At 68.9% G+C, this 25,865-nt stretch carries 27 protein-coding genes, 1 tRNA gene and 1 other RNA gene; 15 read left to right on the forward strand and 14 right to left on the reverse strand.

All coding sequences use genetic code 11. The annotated features are described in order from the left end of the window. Nucleotides 1–141: 141 nt before the first annotated feature. Nucleotides 142–582: a hypothetical protein gene (locus RCP80_RS00955; RefSeq protein WP_308480559.1), complete on the forward strand. Its 441-nt coding sequence runs from the start codon at nucleotides 142–144 to the stop codon at nucleotides 580–582. Here the strand turns inward: RCP80_RS00955 and RCP80_RS00960 are convergent. Next, nucleotides 528–881: a Fe-S protein gene (locus RCP80_RS00960; protein WP_308480560.1), complete on the reverse strand. Its 354-nt coding sequence runs from the start codon at nucleotides 879–881 to the stop codon at nucleotides 528–530. The genes RCP80_RS00955 and RCP80_RS00960 overlap by 55 nt on opposite strands. Before the next feature lie 65 nt (nucleotides 882–946). Here RCP80_RS00960 and RCP80_RS00965 point away from each other — a divergent pair, with 65 nt between their 5' ends. Genes RCP80_RS00965 through RCP80_RS00990 form a run of 6 tightly spaced genes read left to right on the forward strand, consistent with a single transcriptional unit; the run spans nucleotide 947 to nucleotide 6,195 of the window. Beyond that, complete coding sequence (locus RCP80_RS00965; protein ID WP_308480561.1) at nucleotides 947–1,564, forward strand: TetR/AcrR family transcriptional regulator; 618 nt, start codon at nucleotides 947–949, stop codon at nucleotides 1,562–1,564. Beyond that, nucleotides 1,561–2,646, forward strand: a complete 1,086-nt coding sequence (locus RCP80_RS00970; RefSeq protein WP_308480562.1) for a DUF1214 domain-containing protein — start codon at nucleotides 1,561–1,563, stop codon at nucleotides 2,644–2,646. Before RCP80_RS00965 ends, RCP80_RS00970 begins: the two co-directional genes overlap by 4 nt. Next, on the forward strand, nucleotides 2,643–3,881 hold the full coding sequence (locus RCP80_RS00975; RefSeq protein WP_308480563.1) for a sulfotransferase family protein: 1,239 nt from the start codon (nucleotides 2,643–2,645) through the stop codon (nucleotides 3,879–3,881). The genes RCP80_RS00970 and RCP80_RS00975 overlap by 4 nt, the downstream gene beginning before the upstream one ends. Nucleotides 3,882–3,888: 7 nt before the next feature. Continuing rightward, complete coding sequence (locus RCP80_RS00980) at nucleotides 3,889–4,296, forward strand: VOC family protein (RefSeq protein ID WP_308480564.1); 408 nt, start codon at nucleotides 3,889–3,891, stop codon at nucleotides 4,294–4,296. A 40-nt stretch (nucleotides 4,297–4,336) separates the two neighbouring features. Beyond that, nucleotides 4,337–5,710 (forward strand): WS/DGAT/MGAT family O-acyltransferase, encoded by a 1,374-nt coding sequence (locus RCP80_RS00985; protein WP_308480565.1) that lies wholly within the window; start codon nucleotides 4,337–4,339, stop codon nucleotides 5,708–5,710. Beyond that, entirely contained in the window at nucleotides 5,710–6,195 is a 486-nt protein-coding gene (locus RCP80_RS00990) for an NUDIX hydrolase (RefSeq protein WP_308480566.1), read from the forward strand. Before RCP80_RS00985 ends, RCP80_RS00990 begins: the two co-directional genes overlap by 1 nt. A 134-nt stretch (nucleotides 6,196–6,329) precedes the next feature. Here the strand turns inward: RCP80_RS00990 and RCP80_RS00995 are convergent, their stop codons facing one another. The 3 genes from RCP80_RS00995 to RCP80_RS01005 all read right to left on the reverse strand — a co-directional run bounded on the left by RCP80_RS00995 (nucleotide 6,330) and on the right by RCP80_RS01005 (nucleotide 8,028). Beyond that, nucleotides 6,330–6,863, reverse strand: coding sequence for a lipoprotein LpqH (locus RCP80_RS00995; RefSeq protein ID WP_308480567.1), 534 nt, complete (start codon nucleotides 6,861–6,863; stop codon nucleotides 6,330–6,332). Between the two features lie 156 nt (nucleotides 6,864–7,019). Beyond that, entirely contained in the window at nucleotides 7,020–7,460 is a 441-nt protein-coding gene (locus tag RCP80_RS01000; protein ID WP_308480568.1) for a lipoprotein LpqH, read from the reverse strand. 55 nt (nucleotides 7,461–7,515) lie between these two features. After that, nucleotides 7,516–8,028: a lipoprotein LpqH gene (locus tag RCP80_RS01005; protein ID WP_308480569.1), complete on the reverse strand. Its 513-nt coding sequence runs from the start codon at nucleotides 8,026–8,028 to the stop codon at nucleotides 7,516–7,518. Between the two features lie 86 nt (nucleotides 8,029–8,114). Between RCP80_RS01005 and RCP80_RS01010 the strand changes: the two genes are divergently transcribed. From RCP80_RS01010 to RCP80_RS01020, 3 genes are all read left to right on the forward strand, one after another. Further along, nucleotides 8,115–8,879, forward strand: coding sequence for an HAD-IB family hydrolase (locus RCP80_RS01010; protein ID WP_308480570.1), 765 nt, complete (start codon nucleotides 8,115–8,117; stop codon nucleotides 8,877–8,879). After that, a complete protein-coding gene (tgt, locus tag RCP80_RS01015) occupies nucleotides 8,854–10,074 on the forward strand; it encodes a tRNA guanosine(34) transglycosylase Tgt (RefSeq protein WP_308480571.1) in 1,221 nt (406 codons plus the stop codon). Before RCP80_RS01010 ends, tgt begins: the two co-directional genes overlap by 26 nt. A gap of 101 nt (nucleotides 10,075–10,175) precedes the next feature. Continuing rightward, a complete protein-coding gene (locus RCP80_RS01020) occupies nucleotides 10,176–11,399 on the forward strand; it encodes a cytochrome P450 (protein WP_308480572.1) in 1,224 nt (407 codons plus the stop codon). Between the two features lies 1 nt (nucleotide 11,400). Here the strand turns inward: RCP80_RS01020 and RCP80_RS01025 are convergent, their stop codons facing one another. The 5 genes from RCP80_RS01025 to RCP80_RS01045 all read right to left on the reverse strand — a co-directional run bounded on the left by RCP80_RS01025 (nucleotide 11,401) and on the right by RCP80_RS01045 (nucleotide 16,758). After that, nucleotides 11,401–12,771 carry a flavin monoamine oxidase family protein gene (locus tag RCP80_RS01025; RefSeq protein WP_308480573.1) on the reverse strand — a complete coding sequence of 457 codons (1,371 nt, stop codon included), beginning with the start codon at nucleotides 12,769–12,771 and terminating at the stop codon, nucleotides 11,401–11,403. Nucleotides 12,772–12,909: 138 nt separating this feature from the next. Continuing rightward, entirely contained in the window at nucleotides 12,910–13,677 is a 768-nt protein-coding gene (locus tag RCP80_RS01030; RefSeq protein WP_308480574.1) for an amino acid ABC transporter ATP-binding protein, read from the reverse strand. Then, nucleotides 13,674–15,161 (reverse strand): ABC transporter permease subunit, encoded by a 1,488-nt coding sequence (locus RCP80_RS01035; protein ID WP_308480575.1) that lies wholly within the window; start codon nucleotides 15,159–15,161, stop codon nucleotides 13,674–13,676. The genes RCP80_RS01030 and RCP80_RS01035 overlap by 4 nt, the downstream gene beginning before the upstream one ends. Before the next feature lie 54 nt (nucleotides 15,162–15,215). Further along, complete coding sequence (gluQRS, locus tag RCP80_RS01040; protein WP_308480576.1) at nucleotides 15,216–16,097, reverse strand: tRNA glutamyl-Q(34) synthetase GluQRS; 882 nt, start codon at nucleotides 16,095–16,097, stop codon at nucleotides 15,216–15,218. A gap of 10 nt (nucleotides 16,098–16,107) precedes the next feature. Beyond that, nucleotides 16,108–16,758 carry an MBL fold metallo-hydrolase gene (locus RCP80_RS01045; protein ID WP_308480577.1) on the reverse strand — a complete coding sequence of 217 codons (651 nt, stop codon included), beginning with the start codon at nucleotides 16,756–16,758 and terminating at the stop codon, nucleotides 16,108–16,110. A 138-nt stretch (nucleotides 16,759–16,896) separates the two neighbouring features. On the opposite strand from RCP80_RS01045, the gene RCP80_RS01050 reads away from it, so the two are divergent. Both RCP80_RS01050 and ligD read left to right on the forward strand, forming a co-directional pair. Further along, nucleotides 16,897–17,955, forward strand: coding sequence for an ATP-dependent DNA ligase (locus tag RCP80_RS01050; RefSeq protein WP_308480578.1), 1,059 nt, complete (start codon nucleotides 16,897–16,899; stop codon nucleotides 17,953–17,955). Beyond that, nucleotides 17,955–19,016 (forward strand): non-homologous end-joining DNA ligase, encoded by a 1,062-nt coding sequence (gene ligD / locus RCP80_RS01055; RefSeq protein WP_308480579.1) that lies wholly within the window; start codon nucleotides 17,955–17,957, stop codon nucleotides 19,014–19,016. The genes RCP80_RS01050 and ligD overlap by 1 nt, the downstream gene beginning before the upstream one ends. Nucleotides 19,017–19,049: 33 nt before the next feature. Here the strand turns inward: ligD and RCP80_RS01060 are convergent, their stop codons facing one another. From RCP80_RS01060 to RCP80_RS01070, 3 genes are all read right to left on the reverse strand, one after another. After that, the gene (locus RCP80_RS01060; RefSeq protein ID WP_308480580.1) at nucleotides 19,050–20,162 is read right to left on the reverse strand and encodes a DmpA family aminopeptidase; all 1,113 of its coding nucleotides are present in this window, start codon (nucleotides 20,160–20,162) and stop codon (nucleotides 19,050–19,052) included. A 77-nt stretch (nucleotides 20,163–20,239) separates the two neighbouring features. Then, a complete protein-coding gene (locus RCP80_RS01065; protein ID WP_308480581.1) occupies nucleotides 20,240–21,295 on the reverse strand; it encodes a S1C family serine protease in 1,056 nt (351 codons plus the stop codon). A gap of 74 nt (nucleotides 21,296–21,369) precedes the next feature. Further along, nucleotides 21,370–22,434, reverse strand: a complete 1,065-nt coding sequence (locus RCP80_RS01070) for an NAD(P)H-dependent amine dehydrogenase family protein (RefSeq protein WP_308480582.1) — start codon at nucleotides 22,432–22,434, stop codon at nucleotides 21,370–21,372. A 227-nt stretch (nucleotides 22,435–22,661) separates the two neighbouring features. Here RCP80_RS01070 and RCP80_RS01075 point away from each other — a divergent pair, with 227 nt between their 5' ends. Continuing rightward, nucleotides 22,662–23,363 carry a TetR/AcrR family transcriptional regulator gene (locus tag RCP80_RS01075; RefSeq protein WP_308480583.1) on the forward strand — a complete coding sequence of 234 codons (702 nt, stop codon included), beginning with the start codon at nucleotides 22,662–22,664 and terminating at the stop codon, nucleotides 23,361–23,363. Nucleotides 23,364–23,468: 105 nt separating this feature from the next. Here the strand turns inward: RCP80_RS01075 and RCP80_RS01080 are convergent, their stop codons facing one another. Together RCP80_RS01080 and RCP80_RS01085 are read right to left on the reverse strand one after the other, a co-directional pair. Beyond that, nucleotides 23,469–24,167 (reverse strand): lipid uptake coordinator LucA, encoded by a 699-nt coding sequence (locus RCP80_RS01080; protein WP_308480584.1) that lies wholly within the window; start codon nucleotides 24,165–24,167, stop codon nucleotides 23,469–23,471. Between the two features lie 60 nt (nucleotides 24,168–24,227). Continuing rightward, nucleotides 24,228–24,313 (reverse strand) — tRNA-Ser (locus RCP80_RS01085). Between the two features lie 93 nt (nucleotides 24,314–24,406). Between RCP80_RS01085 and ffs the strand changes: the two genes are divergently transcribed. Together ffs and RCP80_RS01095 are read left to right on the forward strand one after the other, a co-directional pair. Next, nucleotides 24,407–24,501, forward strand: an RNA gene (ffs, locus tag RCP80_RS01090) — signal recognition particle sRNA small type. 30 nt (nucleotides 24,502–24,531) lie between these two features. Continuing rightward, complete coding sequence (locus RCP80_RS01095; RefSeq protein ID WP_308480585.1) at nucleotides 24,532–25,833, forward strand: aspartate aminotransferase type Ic; 1,302 nt, start codon at nucleotides 24,532–24,534, stop codon at nucleotides 25,831–25,833. Nucleotides 25,834–25,865: the final 32 nt, after the last annotated feature.

The following is a 25,865-nucleotide window of genomic DNA, read 5'->3' on the forward strand; positions in this document are numbered from 1 at the left end:
GTTAGATGGGACCACAGCCCCTGCGAGACACCCCCGACCAACATCGCGTAGCCGATTACGCGTGGCCTGCCCGCGCGCGCGGACCAGCATCGGTGCTGCGCTGATCGGCGCAGCACGGACTATCACCAACAGGAGCGCGCGATGTCTCAACTCATCGAAGCAACCGGCAGGTCCTCGGATACCCAGTACGAGTCGGTGGGCGTGATCGCGCCGCCGACGGTCCAACCATCGCCGGAATCCGCGACCGAGTACGAGTCGCCGAACGGGCTGGAACTCAACAACCCGACGCCCGACGAGGAATCGTCCGGCGCAACGGCGCTGTCGGTGGGGGAGGATGCCGAGATCGAATTCGGGTCGCCCGCAAAATCCGGCCCCGGCTTCGGCGCCGCGGTCGAGGTGTTGCCGGACGCCATCCTCGGGAGCTATCCCGAACTCACGGATGTCGCTGGCACACACGGTCGCCGCCGACCTCCGGTCCGACGAGGGCGAGCAGACCCTCGTTGTCCGGTGAGTGCGGGCGGCGCGACCTACCAGATGACGGCGATACCGGCCGCGGTCAGCACCAAAGCGCCCACCGCGTAGAACATCCCGCGCGGCACGGCCTGCCCCGTGCGTTTCTGCCGGGCAGCGCCCATCCCGATCAGCCCGCCGATCACCACCAGCAGTACCAGCTTGATGCCGAGCTTCGGATAGTTCAGGTCGATGCCCGCGGGCCACGGCGCCGCCAGCGCCGCCCCGGTGAGCAGCGACACCAGCAATCCGTAGTCCATCACCCGGCTGACCCGGAATTGCTTGGAGACCAACTCGGTGACCCAGGCGCCGAAGAGCGTCGCGAAGCCGATCAGATGAACCAACACAACGACGTCGCGTAGTACTTGCACGTGCCGATCTTAAACGGCCGCGCCACCCTTGCCCTGATTACGTTACGTACTGTAAAGATAATCGCGTGTCCGTCGACGAGGCCGCCGCGCGGGGCCGCCCCCGCGATCCCCGCACCGATCGTGACGTCATCGCCGCCACCCGTCGCCTGCTGGCCGACGACGGCTACGAACGGGTCAGCATCGAGGCGATCGCCAAGGCCGCCGGGGTCAGCCGGCCCACCATCTACCGCCGCTGGCCGTCCAAGGCGCATCTGGTCTTCGACGCCGCGTTCGCCGTGCCGACCGGTGCGGACCTGCCGACGCCGTCCGGGGACTTCGACGCCGACCTGCGCACCTTCGTCCGCGCGGCGCTGCACTTCTGGGGCGATCCCGTGGTCGAGGCCGCGGCCCTGGGCATCCTCGCCGAGCGGCATCGCGACCACGAGTTGCACATCCGCACCCAACAACTGCTCGACGAACGCACCCTCACCAAGTTCCGGGAACTCGTCCGCGCCGGCATCGAACAGGGCGTCGTCGACGCCGGCGTCGACACCGACACCTGCTATCACGTGCTCATCGGCACCACCTTCTACCACGCGCAGCTCGGGGCCACCGCGGACACCGATGAACTCGCAGAGCGCCTGTGCGCCCTGGTGATTCAGGGAATGCGTCCCACCACCAAACGAAAGAGGAACCAGCGATGACCGCAGCACCGGAGCTCTCGGCCGCCTTCAACGAACTGCTCGATGAGCTGCGCGCCTTCGAGCAGAAGCTGCTCACCGCCGAACCGGCGCTGAGCGAACCCGACCTGCTCGACGGCTATCGGCTGACGTTCAGCCTGCTGCGCGTCACGGTCGACGCCTACGTCTGGGGTGACCGCGACAACCCCGTCCTGGTCGACGTCATCGGTCCGTATCTGAAGTGGGGCGGCGACAATTCCGACGCCTATTACCAACTCGCGCCGCTGGATCCGGCCCGTACCTACCGCGTCACCGGCAACCGCGGCGATGCCGTCTACCTGTCGATGACGGTCTACGGCGGCCCCGGCGGGGGCCAGTACAGCAACCGCATTGTCGGCACCATGAACGACCGCAACTTGGAGTTCGACGCCGCGGGCAACTTCGAATTCCTACTCGGCCCCGAACCGCGGGGCGGCGCGTGGCTGCGTCTCGATGCCGACGCGGAGTTCGCGCTGACCCGCGACTACCTGACCGAACCCGGCGTGGGGCGTCGACCCGTTTGGAAGATCGAGGCGCTGGCGCCGCCGGCCCGTCGTCGCGACAGCGCCGAGGATCTCACCCGTCGGCTCCGGTCCGCCAAAACCTGGCTGCGCGAGCAGGTTTCGTTCGTGCCGAGCCGGATCGGTCCGCCCAACGAGATCCACGAGCCGTTCCCGGTGCCCGAGCACGCTTACGGCTGGTCGGCCGCCGACGCCGCCTACGCGATGGGCGCCTACGAACTCGATCCCGGCCAGGCGCTGGTGGTGACGGGAACCTCGCCGGAGTGCGCGTTCTGGAACCTGTGCCTGTGGAATCCGTTCCTGCACACCTACGACTCGTCCTACGAGCGCGTGACGATCAACGGTGCGCACATCAGCTACGAACCCGACGGCTCGTGGGAGATCGTGATCAGCGATCAGGATCCGGGGCACCCGAACTGGGTGTCCACCGCCGGGCGGACGACGGGACTGATCTGGCTGCGTTGGTTCCTGCCCGAGCAGACCCCCGCGCGCCCACAGTGCCGCGTCGTCGACGCGGACGAGCTGGCCGGCGGGAGCACGCGGTGACCACGCGGCCGGCGCCGGTCCGGTTCACCGATTTCGCCGACCCGACGTATCCCGAAGCCGCCCAACCGATCCGCGACGGGCTGGCCGGTTACGGGGCCACCCTGGTGCTGCGCCCCGACGCGTTGTGTGCGGCCGCCGAGCAGCGCACCGGTCTGACGGCATGGGGGGATCCGGCGTTTCGTGACCGCCTCGACGCGTTGTGCACCGCGCTGCGCGAGGAGGCGGACCTGTCCGGCGCGGGTACCGCCATCGCGTTCGAACAGCTGACGGGGCACCTGGTCAACCGGCTGCGGCTCGAGGCCTTGGTGGCCGCGCACCCCGAGATCGAGCAGGTCGCGATCGAACGGCCGATCATCATCTGCGGACTGCCGCGCACCGGCACCACCCACCTGCACAATCTTTTGGCCGCCGACCCATCGCTGCGGCACCTGCCGTACTGGGAGAGCCTCGAACCGTTCCCGACGGGCGAACCCGACGATCCCGAACCCCGGCGGCAACGCTGCGCCGCGGGCCTGGAACTGGTGCACACCTCGATGCCGGAGTTCCGCCGCATGCACGACATGACCGTTGAGCACGCCCACGAAGAAATCCAACTGCTGGGCAACGACATTGCCGGCATGCTGTTCGAAACCACGCACCACGTACCGAGTTTCGCGGCCTACTACAAGTCGCACGACCAGGCGGCGTCCTACGCGTACCTCAAGCGAACGCTGCAGGCCCTGCAATGGTTGCGCGGCGGCACCCGGTGGGTGCTCAAATCCCCGCAACACCTCGAACAGTTCCCGACCCTGGCGGCCACCTTCCCGGACGCTACCTTCGTTGTCACGCACCGGGATCCCGTCGCGGTGGCCACCTCGATGCTGACCATGATCTGCTATGCGGCGCGGATGTCGTCGGCCCGGCCGGACCCGACGATCCTGACCCGGCACTGGGTGGCGCGCATCGGGGATCTGCTCGACGGATGCGTGCGCGAGCGCGACGTGCTGCCGGCCGCGCAGTCGATCGACATCCGGTTCGAGGACTTCATGGCCGACGAGGAGGGCACGCTGCGCGCCATCTACGAGCGCGCGGGCCATCCGTTCGACGACGGTGTCCGCGCGGCCATGCGGGACTTCCTGCGCGCGAACCCGCGCGGCCGCTACGGGGAGGTCGACTACGACCCCGCGGTGCTGGGGCTCGATGTCGACGCGGCGGCCGAGCGGTTCCGCGCCTACCGGGACCGCTTTGTCCCATGATGAGGGGATGACGGTGAAACTGGACCTGCTGACCCCCGGGATCGAGGTCGCGTTGGTGACCACCCGGCTCGACGAGATGACCGCGTTCTACGAAGGCTTCCTCGGGCTGCAGCCGCAGGGCGAGGTGGAGTTTCCGGGCGGTTCTCAGCGTCGTTACGCCGTCGGCAACAGCGTGGTCAAACTCGTCAGCTACGACATCCCGCCGGAGCCCGCGGCACCGGGTGGCGGCCCGCGGACCGGGATTGGCTACTTCACCATCGGGGTAAAGAACCTTCGTGCACTTGCGCAACAGATTTCCGAATCCCCGTACGAATTGCTGGAACCGGTGACCGAGTTCGCGCCGGTGCCCGGGATGGGTTGGCTGTTCGTGGCCGACCCGGACGGGAACCGGCTCGAGTTCTTCGGAACGCTGTGATTCCGACCGCGCCGGGGTCCGACGCGAGTAGGAATGGCCCATGGAGCTGATATCGCCCACCGACCTGATCTTTCTGGCCGGCGAGAGTCGCGAACACCCGATGCATGTCGGCGGGCTGTCGCTGTACGAACTTCCCGAGGGTGCCGGTCCGGAGTTCGTCCGCGAACTCTACGAGCAGGTCGCCGCCGTGGGCGATTTCCAGCCCACGTTCCGCAAGCACCCCGCGGCGCTGCTCGGCGGCATCACCAACGTCGCGTGGAGCTACGACAACGACATCGACATCGATTACCACATGCGGCGTTCGGCGTTGCCGAACCCCGGTCGGATCCGTGACCTACTCGAGCTGACGTCGCGGTTGCACGGCACGTTGCTGGATCGGCATCGCCCGCTGTGGGAGGCCAACATCATCGAGGGTCTGCCCGATCGGCAGTTCGCGGTGTACACCAAGATCCACCACGCCCTGCTCGACGGCGTCTCGGCGCTCAAGCTCACCGAACGCACGCTGTCGACCGACCCCGACGACACCGAGGTCCGCGCCCCATGGGCGCTGGCGCCCAAGAAGCGCGACAAATCGGGGGGCGGCTCCTCGGCCGTGGGGAACCTGCTGCGCACCGTCACCGACACCGCCGGGTCGGTGGCCGCGCTGGCACCGTCGACGGTGAAACTGGCGCGTGCCGCGTTGATCGAACAGCAACTCACCCTGCCGTTCGGGGCGCCCAAGACGATGTTCAACGGCAAGATCGGTGGCGCGCGCCGGGTCGCGGCGCAGTCCTGGCCGGTGGAGCGGGTCAAGCGGATCAAGCAGGCCGCCGGGGTGACGCTCAACGATGTGGTGCTGGCGATGTGTTCCGGGGCGCTGCGGGCCTACCTGCTGGAGCGCCACGCATTGCCGGAGGCCCCGCTGATCGCGATGGTGCCGGTCAGCCTGCGTTCGGAGGCCGACGCGCACGCCGGCGGCAACCAGGTCGGGTCGATCCTGTGCAGCCTGGCCACCGACGTCGAGGATCCGGCGGTGCGGTTGGCCACCATCCGCGATTCGATCTCCGGCAACAAGAAGGTGTTCTCCGAGTTGCCGAAGATGCAGGCGCTGGCACTGTCGGCCGCCCTGCTGTCCCCGTTGGGTCTGGTGCTGCTGCCGGGCATCGTGGGCAACACGCCCCCGCCGTTCAACATCGTGATCTCCAACGTCCCGGGCCCGCGGCAGCCGATGTACTGGAAGGGCGCCCGGCTGACGGGCAACTATCCGTTGTCGATCGTGCTGGACGGCCAGGCCGTCAACATCACGCTGGTGAGCAACGGCGACCAACTCGACTTCGGCATCGTCGGCTGTCGGCGCAGCGTGCCGAGTCTGCAGCGGTTGCTCGGCCACCTCGAGGATGCGTTGAAGGACCTCGAGCGCGCCGTCGGCGTGTGATGGCCAGGCTCAGCGCCGGTGTGCTGCTGTACCGCGACGGGCCGGGCGGGGACGTCGAGGTCCTGATCGCGCACCCCGGCGGCCCGTTCTGGGCCCGAAAAGACAACGGCGCCTGGTCGATTCCCAAGGGTGAGTACGGCGTGGGGGACGATCCGTGGGAGGCCGCGCGCCGGGAGTTCGCCGAGGAACTCGGACTTCCGGTGCCCGATGGGCCGCGCCTGGAACTCGGGGCGGTCAAACAGGCCGGCGGCAAGGTGGTGACGGTGTTCGCGGTGCGCGCGGACCTCGATGTGACCGAGGCCCGCAGCAACACGTTCGAGCTGGAATGGCCCCGGGGATCGGGGCGCATGCAGGAATTCCCCGAGGTGGACCGGGTGGCCTGGCTGCCGGTCGAGGCCGCGCGGGTCAAGCTGCTCAAAGACCAGCACCCCTTCCTCGACCGCCTCCTCGCCCACCCGAACGCCCACCCGAACGCCCAAAGGTGAGGTTGGGCCGGTTTGTGCGAGTGGGTTTCGGCATTTCGTCGAACTCGGCGCGCCGGCCCGGCGGTCCGCCGGCGCGCCGGAAACTAGCGCGGCGACGCACCCATTGGGCGCGCCGCCGCTGGTAGGACCTGCGACTACGGGCAGGTCACCTTGATCTCGAAGGGTTTGGTCACCATCTCCATGGGGTTGGCCATGTCGGCGCCGGTGGCGGTGCCCTTGATGGTGTAGGTGTTGCCGTCCTTCTCGGCGGTGGCTTCACCGCCCGGCGCGCCCTCGGCGTAACCGAGCGCGACGCCGTTGACGTTGCCCAGACCGACCGACCGCACGACGGGTTCGTCACCCTCGCTGACCTGGGCGCCGACTCCGGTGGTGGCGTCGCCGATAGCGATCTGAATGTTGCCGCCCATCGCGGCGCAGGTGACGTTGCCCTCGACGTTCTGATCCTCACCGTCGATGCTGACGCGGGGGCCGTCCATCGCCTCGCGGGCGGCATCGGTGGCGGAAGTGACCGCGCTCTTGGCGGTCTCGGTGGCCTCGTTGATCGCGCTGCGCGCGCTCTCGGTGGCCTCGTTTACCCGATCAGATCCGGAACCGTCATTGGAACAGCCGACCAATCCACCGATCAGGATGGCCGCCCCGCTGACAGCGACTGCTAACGCTCGCTTCACCACTGTTCTCCTTTTGTCGTTGACCCGTCTCAGTAGGCGGATCACTCAAAAAGTATGGTCGGGACCCGGTGGATCCTCCGGAAAATCGGCAAAATATTTGCTGACCCTTCGAACAATGGCGAAAACGCCGCTCTAGGCGTTTGCTGACCGCCCCTGTCAGCAGGCCACCTTGATGGTGAACGTGCCGGTGGTCCGGAAACTGGGCTTGTCGGTGGCGAACCCGTCGGCGGTGCCCGAGACCGTGTAGGTGTTCCCGGTCATGCTCACCTCGGCCTCGTCGCCCAGCCCGCGGTTGTAGCTGCCGGTGAAGCCGCCGAGTTCGCGAATCGACACCGACTCGGTGATCAGTTCCTCGGCGTTCGAGATCACCACAGTGCTGCCGGAGGCGTCGTCGCCGGTGGTGATCGTGGTCAGCGACCCGGCGGGGGCGCACGACACCGAGTCGAACTCGCCGAGATCGGTGCCGTTGACCGTGATCTCGGCGGTCCCGCTCACCAACGTTCCGGGCTGCGGTTCGGCCTGCTCGGAGTCGGAGGAACAACCCGCGGCCACGGCGGTCACGGCCGCGGCGGTGACAAGCAAATAGGAAATCTTCACGACAGGAATGTAGCGGGACCGACCTCGTCCCGGCCCGGATTCGGCGCAGCGCCGGTCAGGGGCAGCTCACCGCGACCTCGAAAGGCATCTCCACGGGTGTGCCCGGATCGCTGGTCTCCGCGGAATCGGTGCCCATTCCGGATCCGGTCACCGTGACCCGGTTGCCGTCGCGCTTGGCTTCCGGCGTCGGCGAGACACCCTGCAGGAACACCAGGGACGGTCCGTCCGAGCCGGCCTCCCCGATGCTCACCGACTTGACCGCCGGTGTCTCCTCGTCGGTCAGCACCACGGTCGCGTCCTGATCGGCCTCGACCGTGATCGTGGTGACCCCGCCCTCGCTCTGGCAGGTGACCGACGAGATTTCGCCGACGTCCGAACTGCCGAACTTGATGTGGTCGGCGGCCGCGCCGGCCGGCGCATTGCCCGATTCCGCCGGCGCGTCCTCGACGGTCGCCGAGGTCGCGGTGGTGCTTGCGGTGTCGTCCGGGGTGTCGGCGTCCTGCGAGGAGCAACCGGCCAGGAGTACGAGTGCCACGGTGCAACCGCCGGCAAGAACTGATGACTTCATGGGTCGAGTATGACCGTGCTGCCGACGCCGGATCGGCGGGAAGGCAGACTCGCCTAAACTGGCCGCGTCGGAAGGGGTCGACAAGCGTGACGGATCTGACCGCCGAGGTGGCCGCGGGACCACCGGGCGCGCGCATCGGGGCGTTTTTCGATCTCGACGGCACCCTGATCGACGGCTTCACGCCGTCCGCGCATGCGCGCCATCGAATTCGGAACCGCCAGGCCAGGATTGGCGAGGTGTTCGGCATCGCCGAAGCCGCGTGGCGATACAAGTGGGGCCGCATGGAGTTCGACCGGCTGCTGGTCAAGGCCGCGGGCTTCCTGCGGGGCACCCCGCTGGACGAGCTGGAGGCGCTCGGCGAGCAGCTGTTCGCGCAGAGCATCCGGCCGCGGTTGCACGCGGACATGCTTCGGCTGATCCGCACCCATCAGGACCTCGGTCACACCGTGGTGCTCAGTTCCTCGGCGCTGACCATCCACGCCGGCCCGGTTGCGCGGGGACTGGAAATCCCCCATCTGATCTGCAACCACTTCGAGGTCGACGAACGCGGCCGCCTCACCGGCGGGATCGTCACCCCGATCATCTGGGGCCAGCGCAAGGCCGCCGCGGCCACGGAGTTCAGCGCGGCCCGCGGCGTCGACCTGGCCGACAGCTACTTCTACGCCGACGGCGACGAGGACCTCGCGTTGATGCGGTTGGTGGGCAATCCGCGACCGGTCAACCCGCGGCCCGGGCTGGCGGCGGCCGCCCTCGCGCAGGGCTGGCCGGTGCTGCGGGTGAGCGGCCCGCGTCGGGGTGCGCTGCGCGTCGGGTTGAATACCTGGCGTGGGCGAACTCTTCGAGGTGCGTGACACGCTGCCGGATGGCCGCGGTCGCGTTGGGGTGATCCACACCCCGCACGGTGAAATCCAGACCCCGGCGTTCATCGCCGTCGGCACCAAGGCCACCGTGAAGGCGGTGCTGCCCGAGACCATGAAATCTCTTGGCGCGCAGGCAGTTCTGGCGAACGCCTACCATCTGTACTTGCAACCCGGCCCCGACATCGTCGAGGAGGCCGGCGGCCTGGGCACGTTCATGAACTGGCCCGGCCCCACGTTCACCGACAGCGGCGGGTTTCAGGTGCTGTCGCTCGGCGCCGGATTCCGCAAGGTGCTGTCGATGGACGCCAACCGCGTCCAGGCCGACGACGTCATCGCGGCGGGCAAGGAGCGGCTCGCCCGGGTCGACGACGACGGCGTGACGTTCACCTCACACCTCGACGGGTCCCGGCACCGGTTCACCCCCGAGGTGTCGATGGGCATTCAGCATCAACTCGGCGCCGACATCATCTTCGCGTTCGACGAACTCACCACGCTGGTCAACACCCGCGGCTATCAGGAGCAGTCGGTGCGGCGCACCCAGGCCTGGGCCGTGCGGTGCGTGGCCGAACACCAGAAGCTCACCCGCGGCCGCCCCGACAAGCCGTATCAGGCGCTGTTCGGGGTGGTGCAGGGCGCCCAGTACGAGGACCTGCGCCGGGAGTCGGCGCGCGGTCTGGTGGAAATCCGCGGCGAGGACGGCCGGGGTTTCGACGGGTTCGGCATCGGGGGCGCGCTGGAGAAGCAGAACCTCGCGACCATCGTCGGCTGGGTCACCGACGAGTTGCCTGAGGACAAGCCGCGCCACCTGCTCGGCATCAGCGAACCCGACGACCTGTTCGCCGCGGTGGCCGCCGGAGCCGACACCTTCGACTGCGTCTCGCCGTCGCGGGTGGCCCGCAACGCGGCCGTGTACTCGATGACGGGGCGCTACAACATCACCGGGGCGCGCTACAAGCGGGACTTCACCCCGATCGACGCCGAATGCGATTGCTACACCTGTGCGCATTACACCCGCGCCTATCTCAACCACCTGTTCAAGGCCAAGGAAATCCTGGCCGCCACGCTGTGCACGATCCACAACGAGCGCTTCGTGATCCGCCTCGTCGACCAGATCCGCGACTCGATCACCGACGGCCGCTTCGACGAACTGCGCGAGCACGTCCTCGGCCGCTACTACGGCACCTGACCCACTGCGCCGAGATCGACGAAATTCCGGAAGGCACTCGCACTTTCCGGCCCACACTCACCGTTGGGCGGGGGGTGGGCGTCGGCGTGCACAATGAGAAGATGCAGGGACTCGCCGAACCCAAGCAGCTGCTCCTTCGCCTGCTCGACCCCGCCAGCCGGGTCGACCCCTACCCGCTCTACCGCGAGATCCGCGAGCGTGGGCCCATCGCGATGCCGGAGTCGCACTTCGCGGTGTTCGGCACGTTCGCGCAGTGCGACGAGATCCTGCGGCACCCGGCCTCGGCCAACGACCGGCTCAAATCCACCCTCGCGCAGCGGGCCGTCGCCGCCGGGCAGCCGGCCCGACCGTTCGGTGCCCCCGGCTTCCTGTTCCTCGATCCGCCCGACCACACCCGGCTGCGCAGGCTCGCCCAGCAGGCGTTCGCGCCCAAGGTGGTCCGAGCCCTGGAACCGGAGATCGTGGCGCTGGTCGACGGACTGCTCGACGCGGTGCGGCCCGGGACCGAGTTCGACGCGCTCACCGGCCTCGCGTACCCGCTGCCGGTCGCGGTGATCTGCCGCCTGCTGGGCGTGCCGCTGTCGGACGAGCCGCAGTTCAGTGCGGCCTCGGGGCTGCTGGCGCAGGGCCTGGACCCGTTCATTACGTTCACCGGCCAGGTGTCCGACTCGTTCGCCGAACGCCTGGAGGCCGGCCGCTGGTTGCGCGGCTACCTGCGGGACCTGGTCGCCCGTCGCCGCGCCGAGCCGCGCGAGGATCTGATCTCGGCGCTGATCGCCGCCGAGGAGGACGGCGATCAGCTGACCGAGGACGAGATCGTCGCGACCTGCAATCTGCTGTTGATCGCCGGGCATGAGACCACCGTCAACCTGATCGCCAATGCGATCCTGGCGATGCTGCGCGAGCCCCGGCACTGGGCCGCGCTGAGCGCCGACCCGACCCGGGCCGCGGCGATCGTGGAGGAGACGCTGCGCTATGACCCGCCGGTGCAGCTGTCGAGCCGGGTGGCCACCACCGACATGACGATCGGCGGGGTCACCGTGCCGGCCGGGGACATCATGATGGTGATGATGGCCGCGGCGCAACGGGATCCAGACCTGTACGACGATCCCGATACCTTCGACCCCGGCCGCGGCGCCATCCGGCACCTGGCATTCGGGCTGGGCCCGCACTTCTGCCTCGGCGCGCCGCTGGCGCGGCTGGAGGCCACAATTGCGTTGTCCGCGTTGACGGCTCGCTTCCCGCATGCACGGCTGGCGGGCGAGCCCGCCTACAAGCCCAACGTGACGTTGCGGGGCATGTCGAGCCTGCCGCTGACGGTGTGAGTCAGGACAGCTCGGCGACGACGGCCCGGGCCGCCCGTTCGCCGGCCTCCACCGCCCCCTCCAGGTAGGCGCTCCACTGGGTGGCGGTATCGGTTGAGGCCCAATGGATCACCCCGATGGGTTCGGCCAGCGCCGGGCCGTAGCCGGTCCAGCCCAGCGGCCCGAAGTTGGCGTTGTAACAGCCGCGGGTCCACTGCCGCTCGGACCATTCGCCGTCGACGTAGCACTGCGGGTCGGCCGCCCGCGGGCCGAAATGCCGCACCAACTCCGCGGTCAGCGCCGCCCGCCGCTCGGCCTCGGGCCACGATCCGTACCGCCGGGCCTGCGCGCCCTCCAGGAACAACAGGATGACGCCATGGTCGGCGCCCGGGAGGCAGCTGTCGTTGGACATGCGGGCCGGGCCGAGGTCGGAGATCACCTGACCGTTGAGGCCCTCGGCCCGCCAGAACGGTTCGTCGTAGACGAAGAACGCCTTCATCGCGGCGCCGTTCGGCAGCCGCTGGGTCAGCTGATCGCGGCGGCCGGGCAGCGGCGGGTCGTACATGATGCGCCCGGCCAGCGCCGGCGAGATCGCGACGATGACCCGGCGCGCGCGGGCCACCAGGCCGCCGCGGCAGTGCACGGTGACACCGTCGGGCCCGTGCTCGATCAGTTGCACCGGCGCGCCCAGCACAATGTGCTCGCCGATCAGCGCCGCCAGCCGCCGCGGGATCTCGCCGGTGCCGCCGACAAACCGCGTCGTCTGCGCGCCGCCCTCGGATTCGGCGAACAGTTCGGCGCCCACCCCGCAGGTCTGGATCGTGAACAGCAGATGCAGAAAGGACACCTCGACGGTGGGGACGGACAGGATGCCGACCGTGCAGATTTCCAGCAGCGTGCGGGCCACCGGCGACAGCCCTTGCCCGTCGTACCAGGCCCCGGCGGTGATCGCGTCCCACTGCGCGGCCCGCGGCGCCAGCCAGGGCGCCTCCGGCGGCACCTCGGCGGCCAACTCGTCGAGCAACCGCAGCACCCGTTCCAGCTCGGCGAGTTCCGCGCCGAATCGCGCGTGAAAGTCCCTCTCCCGCAGCACACCCGAACCAACCAACTCGTAGGAGGTCTCGCCCTCGTCGTACTGCGGGAAGGTCGGCACCCCCAGCTCATCGGCCAGGGCGAACATCCGGTGGTGGGTGTCGCCGATCCACTGGGCCCCGATCTCGACCGACACCCCCGGCAGCGCCTCCTCGGTGAGGATGCGCCCACCCACCCGGTCGTCGGCCTCCAGCACCAGCGGGCGCAGCCCCGCCGCCAGCACCGTGCGGGCCGCGATCAACCCCGAAAGACCGGCCCCGACCACGACAACGTCCGCCTCGCGTGGCGTGGCACCTGTCATGAAAGACACTGTCGCACCCCACCCCCAACGCGAGCGTGCGAGTCCCCGCCCGACACGCCGACGAAATCGGCGGGACTGCGCACGCTCGGCGATGCAGTGAGGCTCGGGACTGCGCGCGCTCGGCGCGGCTGCGATCCGCTACAGCGGGTTGAGGATTCGCTGCAGGAACTGCCGGGTCCGCTCCTGCTGCGGATTGCCGATCACCTCCGCCGGCGACCCCTGCTCCAGGATCACCCCGCGGTCGGTGAACAGCACCTGATCGGAGACCTGCCGCGCGAACTGGATCTCGTGGGTCACCACCACCAGGGTCCAGCCGTCGACCGCGAGGTCCTTGATGACCGACAACACCTCGCCCACCAGTTCCGGATCGAGCGCGGAGGTGGGCTCGTCGAACAGCACCACCTTCGGCTTCATCGCCAGCGCCCGGGCGATCCCGACCCGTTGTTGTTGACCGCCGGACAGTTGGTAGGGGTATTGGTCGCGCTTGTCGGCCAGACCCACCTGGCGCAGCAGTTCGAGTCCCTCGGCTTCGGCCTCGGCGCGGGGACGCTTCTGCACGACCAGGGGCCCCTCGGTGACGTTCTCCAGCACCGTCTTGTGTGGGAACAGGTTGTGCGATTGGAACACCATGCCGCTCTGGGCCCGGTAACGGCGCAGCTGATCGGCCGAAATGGGTTGGGCGAAGTCCAGTTCGACGTCGCCGACCTGGATGGTGCCCTTCTCAGGCCGGTCGAGGGCGTTGAGCGCCCGCAGCAGCGTCGTCTTACCGGAACCGGAGGGGCCGATGATCGTCGTCACCGAACCCTGCGCCACGCTCAGCGAGACACCCTTGAGAACCTCGTTGTCGCCGAACGCCTTCCACACATCGTGGGCGGCCACCCGGATCTCGTTCGATGCAGTGCTCACTTGGCGATGAACCTTTCCAGTCGATGTTCGACTCGACCCTGACCGAAGGACAGCGCCAGGCAGATCACCCAGTAGTAGGCGGCGGCGGTGCCGTACAGCGCGAAGAACTCGAACGTGGGGGCCGCGGCGATCTGGGCGGTGCGCAGCAGTTCGGTCACCAGGATCGTCGAGGCCAGCGAGGTGTCCTTCACCAGGGAGATCAGCGTGTTCGACAGCGGCGGCACGGCCACCCGGGCGGCCTGCGGCAACACGATGCGCTGCAGGGTGGTCGAGTACCGCATGCCGATGGTCTCGGCGGCCTCCCACTGGCCCTTGGGGATGCTCTGGATGGCGGCCCGGATGATCTCGGCCGCATAACCGCCCACGTTGAGGCTGAACGCGATGATCGCGGCCGGAAACGGGCTGATCTTCACCCCCAGTTCGGGCAGCGCGTAGAACACGATGAACAACTGCACCAGCAGCGGGGTGCCCCGGATGATCGAGATGTAGAGCCGGGAAGCATTGCGCAGCAACCGGTTCGTCGAAAGCCGCGCCAGCGCGACCAGCAGCGCGAGCACCAGGCCGATGGCGAAGCTGATGATCGTCAGCGGAATCGTCATGGTGATGGCGGCCTTGGCCAGCGGCCACAGGTTGGCGCCGATCAGCTGCCACACCGACCGCGGCGCAGCGTCGGCCGCCGCTGCCGCTGCCGTCGTGGCGTCTGCGTTCAGATACTTCTGCGATATCGCGCTGAGCGTCCCGTCCGCGCGCAACTCGCTCAGCGCCGCGTTCAACTCCGGCAGCAGACCGCTGTCCTTGCGGGCGGCGAACCCCTGTTCGCTGGTCTCACCCGTGGTGGCGGCGATCTTGACCCCGGTGTCGCCGGTTTCGGCGAGGTAGGCGTACACCGCGATGCTGTCGTTGATCACCAGGTCGACCCGGCCCTGGCTGAGCAGCTTGATGGCCTGGGTGAACCCCTCCACGGCCTCCACCCGGGCGCCGTTGTCGCGGGCCACCTGCGCCCAGTTGCTGGTCACCGTCTCGCCGGCGAGCCTGCCCTCGATGTCCGCCAAGGACGTGATCGAGGCGTCGTCGGCTCGGGTGACGATCACGCCCTCGCCGACGGCGTAGGGCTCCGACAGGTCGTAGCGGGCTTGGCGCTCGGGTGTGATGGTGACCTGGTTGGCCACCACATCGAAGCGGTTGGCCTCCAGCGCGGCGAAGATCGAATCCCAGGGGGTCTCGACGAATTCGACGCGCACACCCAGGCGCTCGCCGACCGCCTGCGCCACCTCGACGTCGTAGCCGGCGAGCGCACCGGTGGCGGGATCGTGATAGCTGAACGGGGCGTAGACGCCCTCGGTGCCGACCCGCAGGACGCCGGCGGACGCGACGGGGTTGTCGCTGTTCGTCGGGGCGGACCCGCACCCGGCCAGCAGCGCGGTCAGGAGCGCGACGAGCACGACGATCGGCAGCAGCGCTGTTCGCCGCGCGGAGTAGCTCACGGGCGGACCGTAACAACCGGGGCCGACCGCGGGAAGGGTTCCGCGCAAGCAGAGTCAGCCGGGCCGGTAGATCCACGGTGCGCGCGGCAGCCGCCCCGGGTCGAATTCGGCCAGCATGTCCGGCAGCGTCGCGGCCCGGTATCCCAGCGAGTCGGCGATCTGGCGCAGCGCCCGCTCGACGCCGATGTCCGCGAGTGTCACGGCGCCGTCGCGTTTGGCCAGCCGCTTGCCCTCGTGGTTGAGGACCAGCGGGACGTGGGCGTAGCTGGGGGTCGAAAATCTCAGCAGCGCACCGAGATACGCCTGCCGCGGGGAGGACGACAGCAGATCGTCGCCGCGCACCACCTGATCGATGCCGTCGGCGGCGTCATCGACCACCACGGCCAGGTTGTAGGCCGGCACCCCGTCCCCGCGGCGCAGCACCAGATCGTCGACGACACCGGTGTAGCTACCGTGCAGCACGTCGGTGACGGTGTACTCGGTCACCGCGGCCCGCAGCCGCAGCGCCGGCGGCCGCCCCGCGGCCCGGCGCTGCTCGCGCTCGGCCGGCGTCAGCTCCCGGCAGGTGCCCGGATAGGCCCCGGCCGGGGCGTGCGGGGCCCGCGGCGCCGACTGGATGTCCCTTCGGCTGCAATAGCATTCGAAGGTCAGGCCGCGTTCGCTCAAGCCGGCGATCGCGTCGTCGTAGCGGCTCAGGTGAGCGCCCTGATACCGCGTCGGCCCGTCCCAGTCCAGCCCCACGGCTTCCAGGTCGGCCAGCTGCCGGCCGGCCACGTCCGCGGAAGCCCGGTCGTCGAGGTCCTCGACCCGCAGCACGAACCGCCGCCCCGTGGCGCGGGCGAACAGCCAGGCCAGCATCGCGGTGCGCAGGTTGCCGATGTGCAGGTCGGCCGACGGGCTCGGCGCGAACCGGCCCGCGCCGGGGGAGCGGGACACGCGGTGAAAGTTACCCGACCCGCGCGGCCGCCAGGCCCTCGAGCGCCTCCTCGACGCACTCGGTCCACCGCCGCTCGCCCAGTTCGTGTGCGCCGTCGGTGCCGGCGAACGCGCTGGAGATCACGACGTCGGGTGTCAGGGTCGCCAGCAGGCGCAGACTTTCGGCCAGCGGTTCGGCCTGGCTGACCGGGGCGATGAAGCCGGCGAACCACCGGCCGTCCGCGCCGAGCAGCACGGTGTCGCCGGTGAATAGGTAGCGGGCTCCGCCGGCGCCGGGGACCAGGTAGCAGGTGCTGCCCGGGGTGTGCCCCGGCGTCGGGATGACCTCGATGCCGTTGGCATCGACATGGCGGCTTGCCAGCGGCACCCCGATGCGCGCGTGCCGGCCGATGTCGGCCCGTTCGACGTCCGGGGCGTGCAGTTGCGCACCGAAGTGCTCGGCGATGGTGGCCAGCATGGGCCCGGCCTCGTCGCGGTGGGACAGGTATTGGTGGGCCGCCCCGCCGAGGCGGTCGATCTCGGCGAAGTCCGCATCGGTCAAAGTCGAGTAGAACAGCACGTTGCCGCTGGGGCCGCCGGTCCACAGATAGGCGTGGGTGGTGAGACCGGGAAACGGGGAGTCCGCGCGGGTTTCCCAGAGGTCAGGTCGAAGCTGTCGCATGGTTCCTCCTGGTGTTGGCGGTGTGCGATCCACCGTGGCACCTGAAGCAATGTTGAGGTCAAGAGGTCGATGACTTTCGCCGCGCGGCCGGGTCTGAATACGGCCGGGTCTTCTCAGACCGGGCCATTTCGATGGAGGATGGTTGGCGTGGACCTGCCCGTAGTAGCCCCCGTGGACCCGATGCTCGCCAAGGCCGTCACGTCGGTGCCCGACGACCCGGGCCGCTGGTCCTACGAGCCCAAGTGGGATGGCTTCCGCGCGCTGGTGTTCCGCGACGGCGACGACGTGGTGCTGCAGTCGCGCAACGGCAAGGACCTGGGACGCTACTTCCCGGAGCTGCTCGAGGCGCTGCGCGCCGAGGTCGCCCCGCGTTGCGTGCTGGACGGCGAGATCGTCGTCCCGCGCGAAATCGACGGCCGGACCCGGCTGGATTGGGACTCATTGTCGCAGCGCATCCACCCCGCGGCGAGCCGCATCGCGATGCTCGCCGAGCAGACGCCCGCGCACTTCATCGGTTTCGATGCGCTGGCCCTCGGGGACAGCTCCCTGATGAACCAGCCGTTCCGGGATCGTCGGGCAGCGCTCGTCGAAGCGGTCAAGCCCGCCGGGTGGTGCCATGTCACCCGCACCACCGAGGACCCCGAGCTGGCGACGCACTGGCTGACGACGTTCGAGGGGGCCGGCCTCGATGGGGTGATCGCCAAACGGCTCGACGGCGTCTACCTGCCGGGCAAGCGCGACATGGTCAAGGTCAAACACGCCCGCGACGCCGACTGCGTGGCCATCGGCTACCGCATCCACAAGAGCGGCGAGGGCGTGGGTTCCATTCTGCTGGGTCTCTATCGCGACGACGGCGAGTTGCAGATGGTGGGCGGGGCCGCGTCGTTCACCGCCAAGGCGCGGCTGGCGCTGCTCGCCGAACTCGAACCGCTGCGCAAGGCCGACGATCTGGTGTACGACGGCGAACCCAGCCGGTGGAACGCCGCGGCCGACAAGCGCTGGATCCCGATCCGGCCGGAGAAGGTCGCCGAGGTGGCCTATGACCAGATGGAGGGCAACACCGATGCCTGGCAACGCTTTCGGCACACCGTGAAGTTCGTCCGGTGGCGCCCGGACCGCGATCCGCGCAGCTGCACCTTCGATCAGCTCGACGTCCCGGTGCACTACGATCTGTACGACGTGTTGGAGTCCGTCTGATGGCCGGCAAGGCAACCGAACTCGACGTCGACGGGATCAAGGTCCGGGTCACCAGCCCGGACAAGCCGTTCTTCCCCAAGCTCGGCGCCGACGGCGTCAAGGGCCGGCTCGTCGACTACTACCGCACGGTGGCCCAGGGTCCGCTGCTGGATGCGCTGCGGGACCGACCCACCCATCTACAGCGCTTCCCGGACGGCATCGACGGCGAAGAGGTGTACCAGAAGCGTCTTCCGCAGAAGCGGCCCGACTACCTCGAATCCTGCACCGTCACTTTTCCTTCCGGACGCACCGCCGATGCGCTGAAGGTGACGCATCCGGCCGCGGTCGTGTGGGCGGCGCAGATGGGCACCGTGACGTTGCATCCGTGGCCGGTGCGTTGTCCGGACACCGAACATCCCGACGAGTTGCGCATCGACCTCGACCCACAGCCGGGTACCGGATTCGTGGAGGCCCGCACCGTGGCCGTCGACGTGCTCAAACCGCTGCTCGACGAGTTGGGTCTGGTCGGCTACCCGAAAAGCTCCGGCGGCCGCGGCGTGCACGTCTATCTGCCGATCACCCCGGACTGGGACTTCATCGCGGTCCGCCGGGCCGGCATCGCGCTGGCGCGCGAGATGGAGCGACGCGCTCCCGAGCAGGTCACCACGTCGTGGTGGAAGGAGGAGCGCGGCAGACGCATCTTCATCGACTTCAACCAGAACGCGCGGGACCGCACCATGGCCTCGCCGTACTCGGTGCGCCGCACCCCGATCGCGACGGTGTCGATGCCGCTGGCCTGGGACGAACTGCCCGACGCCGACCCCGACGACTTCACCATGCTGACCGTGCCCGACCTCGTCGCGGCGCGCGATGACCCGTGGGCCGACATCGGCGACCGCGCACAGTCGCTGCAACCGCTGCTGGACATGGTCGCCGCCGACGAGGAGCGCGGCCTCGGGGACCTGCCGTACCCCCCGAGCTACCCGAAGATGCCGGGCGAACCGCCGCGCGTGCAGCCCAGCAAAAAGGTGGCCGCGCACTGGGATTCCGACGGGAATCCGGTGGACGAACGCCAGGGGTGACCCGTCACGGGTTTGGCTACCGGCCGGTCGCGTTCATCGTTTCACGGCCGCATCCTCAGGCCGATGGCGTTGGACCAAGGCGGCGGCCTCCTCGCGTGGCAGCGCGGTCACCACGAATCCGTTGGGCCCTTCCATCGTCTCGGCGGCGAACATCGCGTTGATGATCGCCTCCTCCGTGGCTTCGATTGCGGCATAGAATAATCCGTCGATCAGACGGTTCGCCAGCACCCTCACCTCCGCCACGTCGGGCCCCGGTGTGGCCGCAAAGTCGCCGGTGATCCGGTTGCCCGTGGCGAAACAGAACGCGATGTCACCGCTGCCGTTCTCGCCGGCGCCGCCGGTGCGGGCGATGCCCAACGCCGCCCGGTGCGCCAACCGGGCACACTGCGTCGGGATCAGCGGGGCATCGGTGGCCACCACCACGATGATCGACCCGGTACCCTCCGGCGGCTGACCGGGCATGACCGCCGCTGCCGGCGGCGCCGGCAGCAACCGGCCGACCGGTACCCCGTCGATCACCAGGCGTGCCCTGGCCCCGTGATTGGCCTGCACCAGTACCCCGACGGTGTAGTCGCCGACCACCCGCGACGAGGTCCCGATACCGCCCTTGTAGCCGTGCGCGATCATGCCGGTACCGCCGCCGACCGCCCCCTCCGCGACCGGACCGTCGACAGCCGCCGCGATGGCTTCCTCGACGTGTTCGGGGCGAACGTGAAACCCGTTCAAATCATTGAGGATTCCATCGCAGGTCTCGCCGACCACCGGCAGGGAGAAGAAGAACTCGTCGCCGCGCACGCTCTTCTCGTGCGCAATCAGCGCGTCGCGCACCACCCCGACGCTGTGCGTGTTGGTCAGGCCGATGTAGCTGGTGAGCTGTCCGGCCTCGGCAACCCATTGTTGGCCGGTGAGTTCGCCGTTGCCGTTGAGCCGGTGCGCCGCGGCGAACATCGGCCGCTGCCACGGGGATTCACCCGGGATCACCACGGTGACGCCGGTGCGGACCGGCCCATTGCCGGGGTCGCGTGGGCCCGATCCCGAGACCAAGGTGGCGTGTCCGACGCGTACCCCGGCGACGTCGGTGATCGCGTTGAACGGGCCGGTCGGCAGGTCTCCGATCACAATGCCGTAGTCGCGCGCACGTCCCATGACAGCAGCTCCTCAGCTCCACGAGGGTCGGAACCGCCAAATGTAGCCGAGTTCTACCCGGGTAACAGCGGAATGCGTCAGGTCACCGGTCCGGGCACCAGCACCACCTTGCCGTTGCGCGGAATCCCGTTGGGCTCAAGCCAGTTCACATCGATGACATCGCCCGGATAGCGCGCATCCAACAGCCGCGTCAGCTCGGTGGCGGAGGTGATGGGCACCCCGTCGATGGTGACGATCAGGTCGCCGGCGCGCAGGCCGGCCTGCTCGGCGGGGCCGCCGCGCAGCAGTGACCGGATCGGCAGTCCGCGAGCGTTGCCGCGGCCGTTCGCGTCGACACCGATTCCCAGCATGGCCGACGGACCGATGTGCACCTCGGACGAGGCCATGCCGGAGCGGATCTGGTTGGCGATGTTTATGGCCCGGTTGATCGGGATCGCGAAGCCCTGTCCGCCGGGCGTGACCTCGCCGTCGAGTCGGAAGTTGACGGTGGCCGCGGCATTCATCCCGATGACCTGCCCGGCGCTGTTGACCAGGGCGCCGCCGGAATCCCCGGACCGCAGGTTGGTCGACGATTCGATCAGGCCGCCCAGCGCATGCGAGCTGCCGGTGAGTTCGTCCTCGGCTTCGATGGTTTTGGCCAGATCGGTGACCGCGCCTTCCTCGTGGGTCATCGGCGCGCCGGTGCCGTTGGCGTTGCCGATGGTCATCACCGGATCGCCGACCGACACGGTGTCGGAGTTCCCGACCGGGGCGACCGGCAGGCCCGCCGCGCCGCGCAGGCGCAGCAGCGCGACGTCGTCGTTGCGGTCGTAGCCGATCACGTCGGCGTCGAAGCCCTCCCCGGTGCCGGCGCTGGTGGCCCGGATGATGTTGGCGCCCTGCACCACGTGGTGATTGGTCAGCACGATGCCGTCGGAGCTCAGCACAATCCCGGTGCCGTTACCGATGACGCCCTGGAAGTCGTTCATCGTGGTGATCTGCACGAGCGACGGCTCCACCTGTGCGATCGCCAGCGCCGGGTCGAGCGGAGCTGCCTGGGCCGAGGTGGGGAGCGTCAGTGGCGCCACCAGTGCGAGCAGGAGTGCGCTCAATACGCACAGCACGGCTCGATGGGCGCGGCGGATAGCTGCCATGACTTGCCTCTCGGCTGAAGGGTCCCGTTCGTTACCCCTATCTTGCCTGGCCGAGCGGATTTCAAACGAAACGTTTACGCGGACGTCACTCCGCGCGGCAGGATCAGCGGCAGATCGTTGTAGGTGACGATGCCAGGCGCGGCGGCCACCACGGCCGGAATCGCGTTCAGCGGCGGGGTGGCGGTCATGATGTGTCCGAGCACCATGAACTCCTCCAGCGTGGTGGCCTCGAAGTCCGGCGGCGGCAGGAAACCGACCTTCATCGTGACCGTCGGCCGGCCCGCGACCTCGATCACCCAACCGTCCTGATCGATCTGCCAGTCCGGCTGCAGGGTTTGGCCCTTGCGCCAGCGCAGATTGATCTCGACGACGGTTTTGCCGTTGACCACGCCCTTCCAGCTGGCGTAGACGCCGGCCACACAGCCCGCCGGGATGGTCCAGGAGCCCAGGTCGAGGTCCTCGGTGGTCTCGGCGTATTCGGCGTCGCAGCGCACCTCGTCCAGGTCGACGCCCAGCGCATCGGCCATCAGACGGACCGCCTCGCCGAACACCCCGGTGCCGTGGGCGGTCATCGCCTGCAGGTCGGGGCTGTCGATGGGCTGGCCGAAGCCCACCGGCTTCTCGGTGGCGGGGGAGTCGTAGAACGTGGTGTCGGCGGCCTCGTGGATGGAGATCTTGTCGACGCGGTCGCAGATGCCGGCGGCCACCACCGCGAGTTGGTTGACGTAGCCGGGGCTGATTCCGGAGCCGAACATGCTCGAGCCACCCCGCCGGCAGGCGTCGACGATGCGATCGCGGCCGGCGCCCTGGTTGTGGCCGGTGATGAACGACGCGGTGGCGACGACGTTGATGCCGGCTTCCAGGATCCGGACGAGTTCGTCGACGTCGATCCACATCGGGTTGTAGACCACGACGTCGGGCTTGAGCGCCAACAGTTCGTCGATGTTGTTGGTGGCCGCCACCCCCAGCGGTGCGATGCCGGCCAGCTCGCCGACGTCGCGGCCGGCCTTGTCGGGCGACCAGGCGTAGCAGCCCACGATCTCGTAGTTGGGATTGGTCGCCAGCGCGGCCACCGAACTCTTGCCGACGTTGCCGGTGGTCCACTGGACGACGCGATAGGGCGAGGCGGCTTTCGACACAGGCAAGAACTCCTTTGAGGGATTTGTGGCGCAAACGGACACTTTTCCACGAACGTTGGAAACGTAACACGCCTGTGGTGCGCTTCACAAAGGTCCGCGGTGCGGGACTACCCAACATTCTCCGGTAGTCCTCACATCGGTCGTGCCCAACCCTCGAGGTGGGTTCGGCTGCGAACCCGCAGGCGCGCCGCGGGTCCATCGCGTCCAGGGCCGCTATCTTGGCGGTGGTGACACGACGACGGGACGACCCCGCTGCCCCGCATGCCGCCGCCACCGGCGGGGAGACGCGGCGTCGCGGTCGACCCCCCAAAATCGACCACGCCCAGATCGTCGCGGCGGCGCGCAGCATCGCGCCGGCCGATTTGACGATGAAGGCGGTCGCCGATGCCCTGGGCGTGGACCGCACCTCGCTGCACTACTACGTCGGCGATCGTGACGGACTGCTGGAGCTGGTGGTCGCCGACCTCTTCGAGACCGAGTTGGGCCGCACCGAACTGCCCGAGGACGGCAGCTGGCCGGATGTGGTGCGGGCCTACGCCAAGGCGATCCACCGGGGCGTGCTCAACGTGCACGCCACCGGCACCCACTTTCGGCTGCGTGGCACCGGCAGCCTGGCGCTGGCGGAGCGCGTGTTGCATGCGCTGACCGCGGCGGGCTTCGGTGTCGACGACGCCGGCCGCATCCTGACTCTGGTCTCCGGCATCGCCTTCTCGGCGGCGCACGACCTGCTGGGCGGGGAGCAGTCCAAGCTGCACCAGCATCCCGAGGTCGCGCGCGCGCTCAACGAGTTGGCCGACGCCGATTTCCCGCTGCTGGGTGCGGTGGTGGCGAATCGGGCCGCGCTGGAGGCGGCGGCCGACGACTTCGACTTCGGCCTGGACGTGGTGATCGCGGGACTGCAGCAGAAACTGGCCGCGAACCGGGGATAGCGCCCGTCCAGCGTCCGATGGCACGACGCTGGTGATGAAACTCGATGCGAATGGCGCCGAATGCAGGTGAGGGTCGTGGGACGCGGGCGGGCAGCCGGTGCGGCCTCAGCCCTCGGTGGCGGAAGCCCCGGAAGTCTTGCGGGGACGCCGGTTACGCAGGCCGGGCTTGGCGTCCTTGGATTCCGAATCCTCGGTGGCTGCCGCGGCGTCCGCCTCGGTTTCCTCGTCAGACTCGTCAGACTCGGCAGACTCGGTGGCCTCGTCAGACTCGTCCGCCTCGGAATCCTCGACGTCCGCCTCGGAATCCTCGTCCTCGATGGGAGCGACGGCGTTCTTGCGGCCGCGCTCACGCTTGGGCTTGAGCGGTTTCGGCGCTGGCGGGGGCAGTTCGGCGACATACGCGAGGTAGAACGCCGCGGCACCGAGCAGGGCGATGGCCGCGGCGGCACCGTAGACCGCGAACAACCCGCGACCGAAGGTGTCGAGGTCGAGCCAGATCTCGGTGATCGCGGTGATGACGATCAGGGCCCCGGCCGCGACGTGGCCGATGATCGACCAGTTCCGCAGGGTCAGCGCCAACTGCGGGGTGCCGAACTCCGGCTTGCGGGACTTGGCCAGCGTGAGCACCACCGGCAGGGCGGTCAGCGCGAACAGCAGGCCGGTCGCGACTCGCGCCGCGGTACCCACCCCGTGCGGCCAGCTGCCCAACAACTCCCACCAACGGGGCATCACGAAAACGAAGTACAGGGCCGCAGCGGCCAGGAATGACAACAAGTGCCATGTCACCGCAACGCTGCGCCGCATACCCCTCCTCGACCTGAACGGTCGGGGTGCCGGCGGACGGCCGGCACCCCGGACCGAGTGCGGAGGATAGGGGATTTGAACCCCTGAGGGCTATTAACCCAACCCGCGTTCCAGGCGAGCGCCATAGGCCACTAGGCGAATCCTCCGTCGGCAATGGTAACCGAGGACACCGGCAAGCCCGAACCGCCGCCGGTTTCCGCCGGGCAGCGAGCCCGCCGGGGCCGCGTACTACACTCGCCCGTGGACCCCGCGCGGCGTCTACCCTGTGAACTCCCCCAGGGCCGGAAGGCAGCAAGGGTCAACGGGCTCTGTCGGGTGCGCGGGGTCCCCTGAATTTCTGGCCCCGGCTTGCGAAAGGCGCAGCGTGTCGTTTTCCTCCCTCGGCCGCGCGGAACTGCAGGCGGAGCATGAGCAGCAGTCGCGCCGGTACGCCGAGCTGCAGGCCAAGGGGCTCAAGCTGGATCTGACGCGGGGCAAGCCCTCGCCCGAGCAGCTTGATCTGTCCAACGCCCTGCTGTCGTTGCCGGGCGACGAACCGAACTCCTACCGGGATGCCGAGGGCACCGACACCCGCAACTACGGCGGGTTGCACGGCCTCCCGGCGTTGCGGGAGATCTTCGGTGAGTTGCTGGGCGGGATTCCGGTGCAGAACCTGGTGGCGGGGAACAACGCCAGCCTGGAGATCATGCACGACATCGTGATGTTCTCGCTGCTGCACGGCGGGGTGGATTCGCCGCGGCCCTGGATTCAGGACCTGCGGGACGGCTCGGGGGTGAAGTTCCTCTGCCCGGCCCCGGGCTATGACCGCCACTTCGCGATCACCGAGACCATGGGGATCGAGATGATCACCGTCCCGCTGCTCGAGGACGGGCCCGACGTCGACCTGATCGAAGAACTCGTCGCGGCCGATCCCGCGATCAAGGGCATGTGGTGCATCCCGGCGTTCTCCAACCCCACCGGCACCGTCTACTCCTGGGAAAATGTCCGTCGCCTGGTGCAAATGCGTACGGCGGCAACGGATTTCCGATTGTTCTGGGATAACGCCTACGCCGTGCACACCCTCACCCACGACTTCCCGCGGCACGTCGACGTGCTGGGGCTGGCGGCAACCGCCGGCAATCCGAACCGTCCGTACGTGTTCGCGTCGACCTCGAAGATCACCTTCGCCGGTGCGGGCGTCAGCTTCTTCGGCGGATCACTGGGCAACATCGCGTGGTACCTGCAGTACCTCGGCAAGAAGACGATCGGGCCCGACAAGCTCAACCAGCTGCGGCACCTGCGGTTCTTGGGCGACGCCGACGGCGTGCGGCTGTTGATGCAGAAACACCAGCAACTGCTGGCGCCGAAGTTCGCGTTGGTCGCCGAGATCCTCGAGTCACGGCTGGGGGATTCGAAGGTGGCCTCCTGGTCGGACCCCAAGGGCGGCTACTTCGTCAGCCTCGATGTGCTGCCGGGCACCGCGAAGCGCACCGTGGCGCTCGCAAAGGACGCCGGCATCGCCGTCACCGAGGCCGGTGCGTCGTTCCCGTATCGAAAAGACCCCGAGGACAAGAACATTCGGATTGCGCCGTCGTTCCCCTCGGAGTCGGATCTGCGGGCAGCGATCGACGGTCTCGCGACGTGCACGCTGCTCGCGGCGGCCGAGTCGCTGCTGCAGGCCCACTAGCGCGCCGCGCTGTCCGAGTGAGTGGGTAACCT

Origin of the sequence: Mycolicibacterium sp. MU0053, from assembly GCF_963378095.1 — a bacterium.
GTDB lineage: Bacteria > Actinomycetota > Actinomycetes > Mycobacteriales > Mycobacteriaceae > Mycobacterium > Mycobacterium burgundiense.

What these genes read in the sequence shown, in the direction of transcription:
- RCP80_RS01025 (WP_308480573.1), bottom strand. Translation starts at nt 12,771, where the DNA reads ATGACAGGTGCCACGCCACGCGAGGCGGACGTTGTCGTGGTCGGGGCC.
- RCP80_RS01065 (WP_308480581.1), bottom strand. Translation starts at nt 21,295, where the DNA reads ATGGCAGCTATCCGCCGCGCCCATCGAGCCGTGCTGTGCGTATTGAGC.
- RCP80_RS01020 (WP_308480572.1), top strand. Translation starts at nt 10,176, where the DNA reads ATGCAGGGACTCGCCGAACCCAAGCAGCTGCTCCTTCGCCTGCTCGAC.
- RCP80_RS01045 (WP_308480577.1), bottom strand. Translation starts at nt 16,758, where the DNA reads ATGCGACAGCTTCGACCTGACCTCTGGGAAACCCGCGCGGACTCCCCG.
- RCP80_RS00985 (WP_308480565.1), top strand. Translation starts at nt 4,337, where the DNA reads ATGGAGCTGATATCGCCCACCGACCTGATCTTTCTGGCCGGCGAGAGT.
- ligD (WP_308480579.1), top strand. Translation starts at nt 17,955, where the DNA reads ATGGCCGGCAAGGCAACCGAACTCGACGTCGACGGGATCAAGGTCCGG.
- RCP80_RS00980 (WP_308480564.1), top strand. Translation starts at nt 3,889, where the DNA reads ATGACGGTGAAACTGGACCTGCTGACCCCCGGGATCGAGGTCGCGTTG.
- RCP80_RS01060 (WP_308480580.1), bottom strand. Translation starts at nt 20,162, where the DNA reads ATGGGACGTGCGCGCGACTACGGCATTGTGATCGGAGACCTGCCGACC.
- RCP80_RS01080 (WP_308480584.1), bottom strand. Translation starts at nt 24,167, where the DNA reads ATGCGGCGCAGCGTTGCGGTGACATGGCACTTGTTGTCATTCCTGGCC.
- RCP80_RS00955 (WP_308480559.1), top strand. Translation starts at nt 142, where the DNA reads ATGTCTCAACTCATCGAAGCAACCGGCAGGTCCTCGGATACCCAGTAC.
- RCP80_RS01050 (WP_308480578.1), top strand. Translation starts at nt 16,897, where the DNA reads ATGGTTGGCGTGGACCTGCCCGTAGTAGCCCCCGTGGACCCGATGCTC.
- RCP80_RS00990 (WP_308480566.1), top strand. Translation starts at nt 5,710, where the DNA reads ATGGCCAGGCTCAGCGCCGGTGTGCTGCTGTACCGCGACGGGCCGGGC.
- RCP80_RS01005 (WP_308480569.1), bottom strand. Translation starts at nt 8,028, where the DNA reads ATGAAGTCATCAGTTCTTGCCGGCGGTTGCACCGTGGCACTCGTACTC.
- RCP80_RS00970 (WP_308480562.1), top strand. Translation starts at nt 1,561, where the DNA reads ATGACCGCAGCACCGGAGCTCTCGGCCGCCTTCAACGAACTGCTCGAT.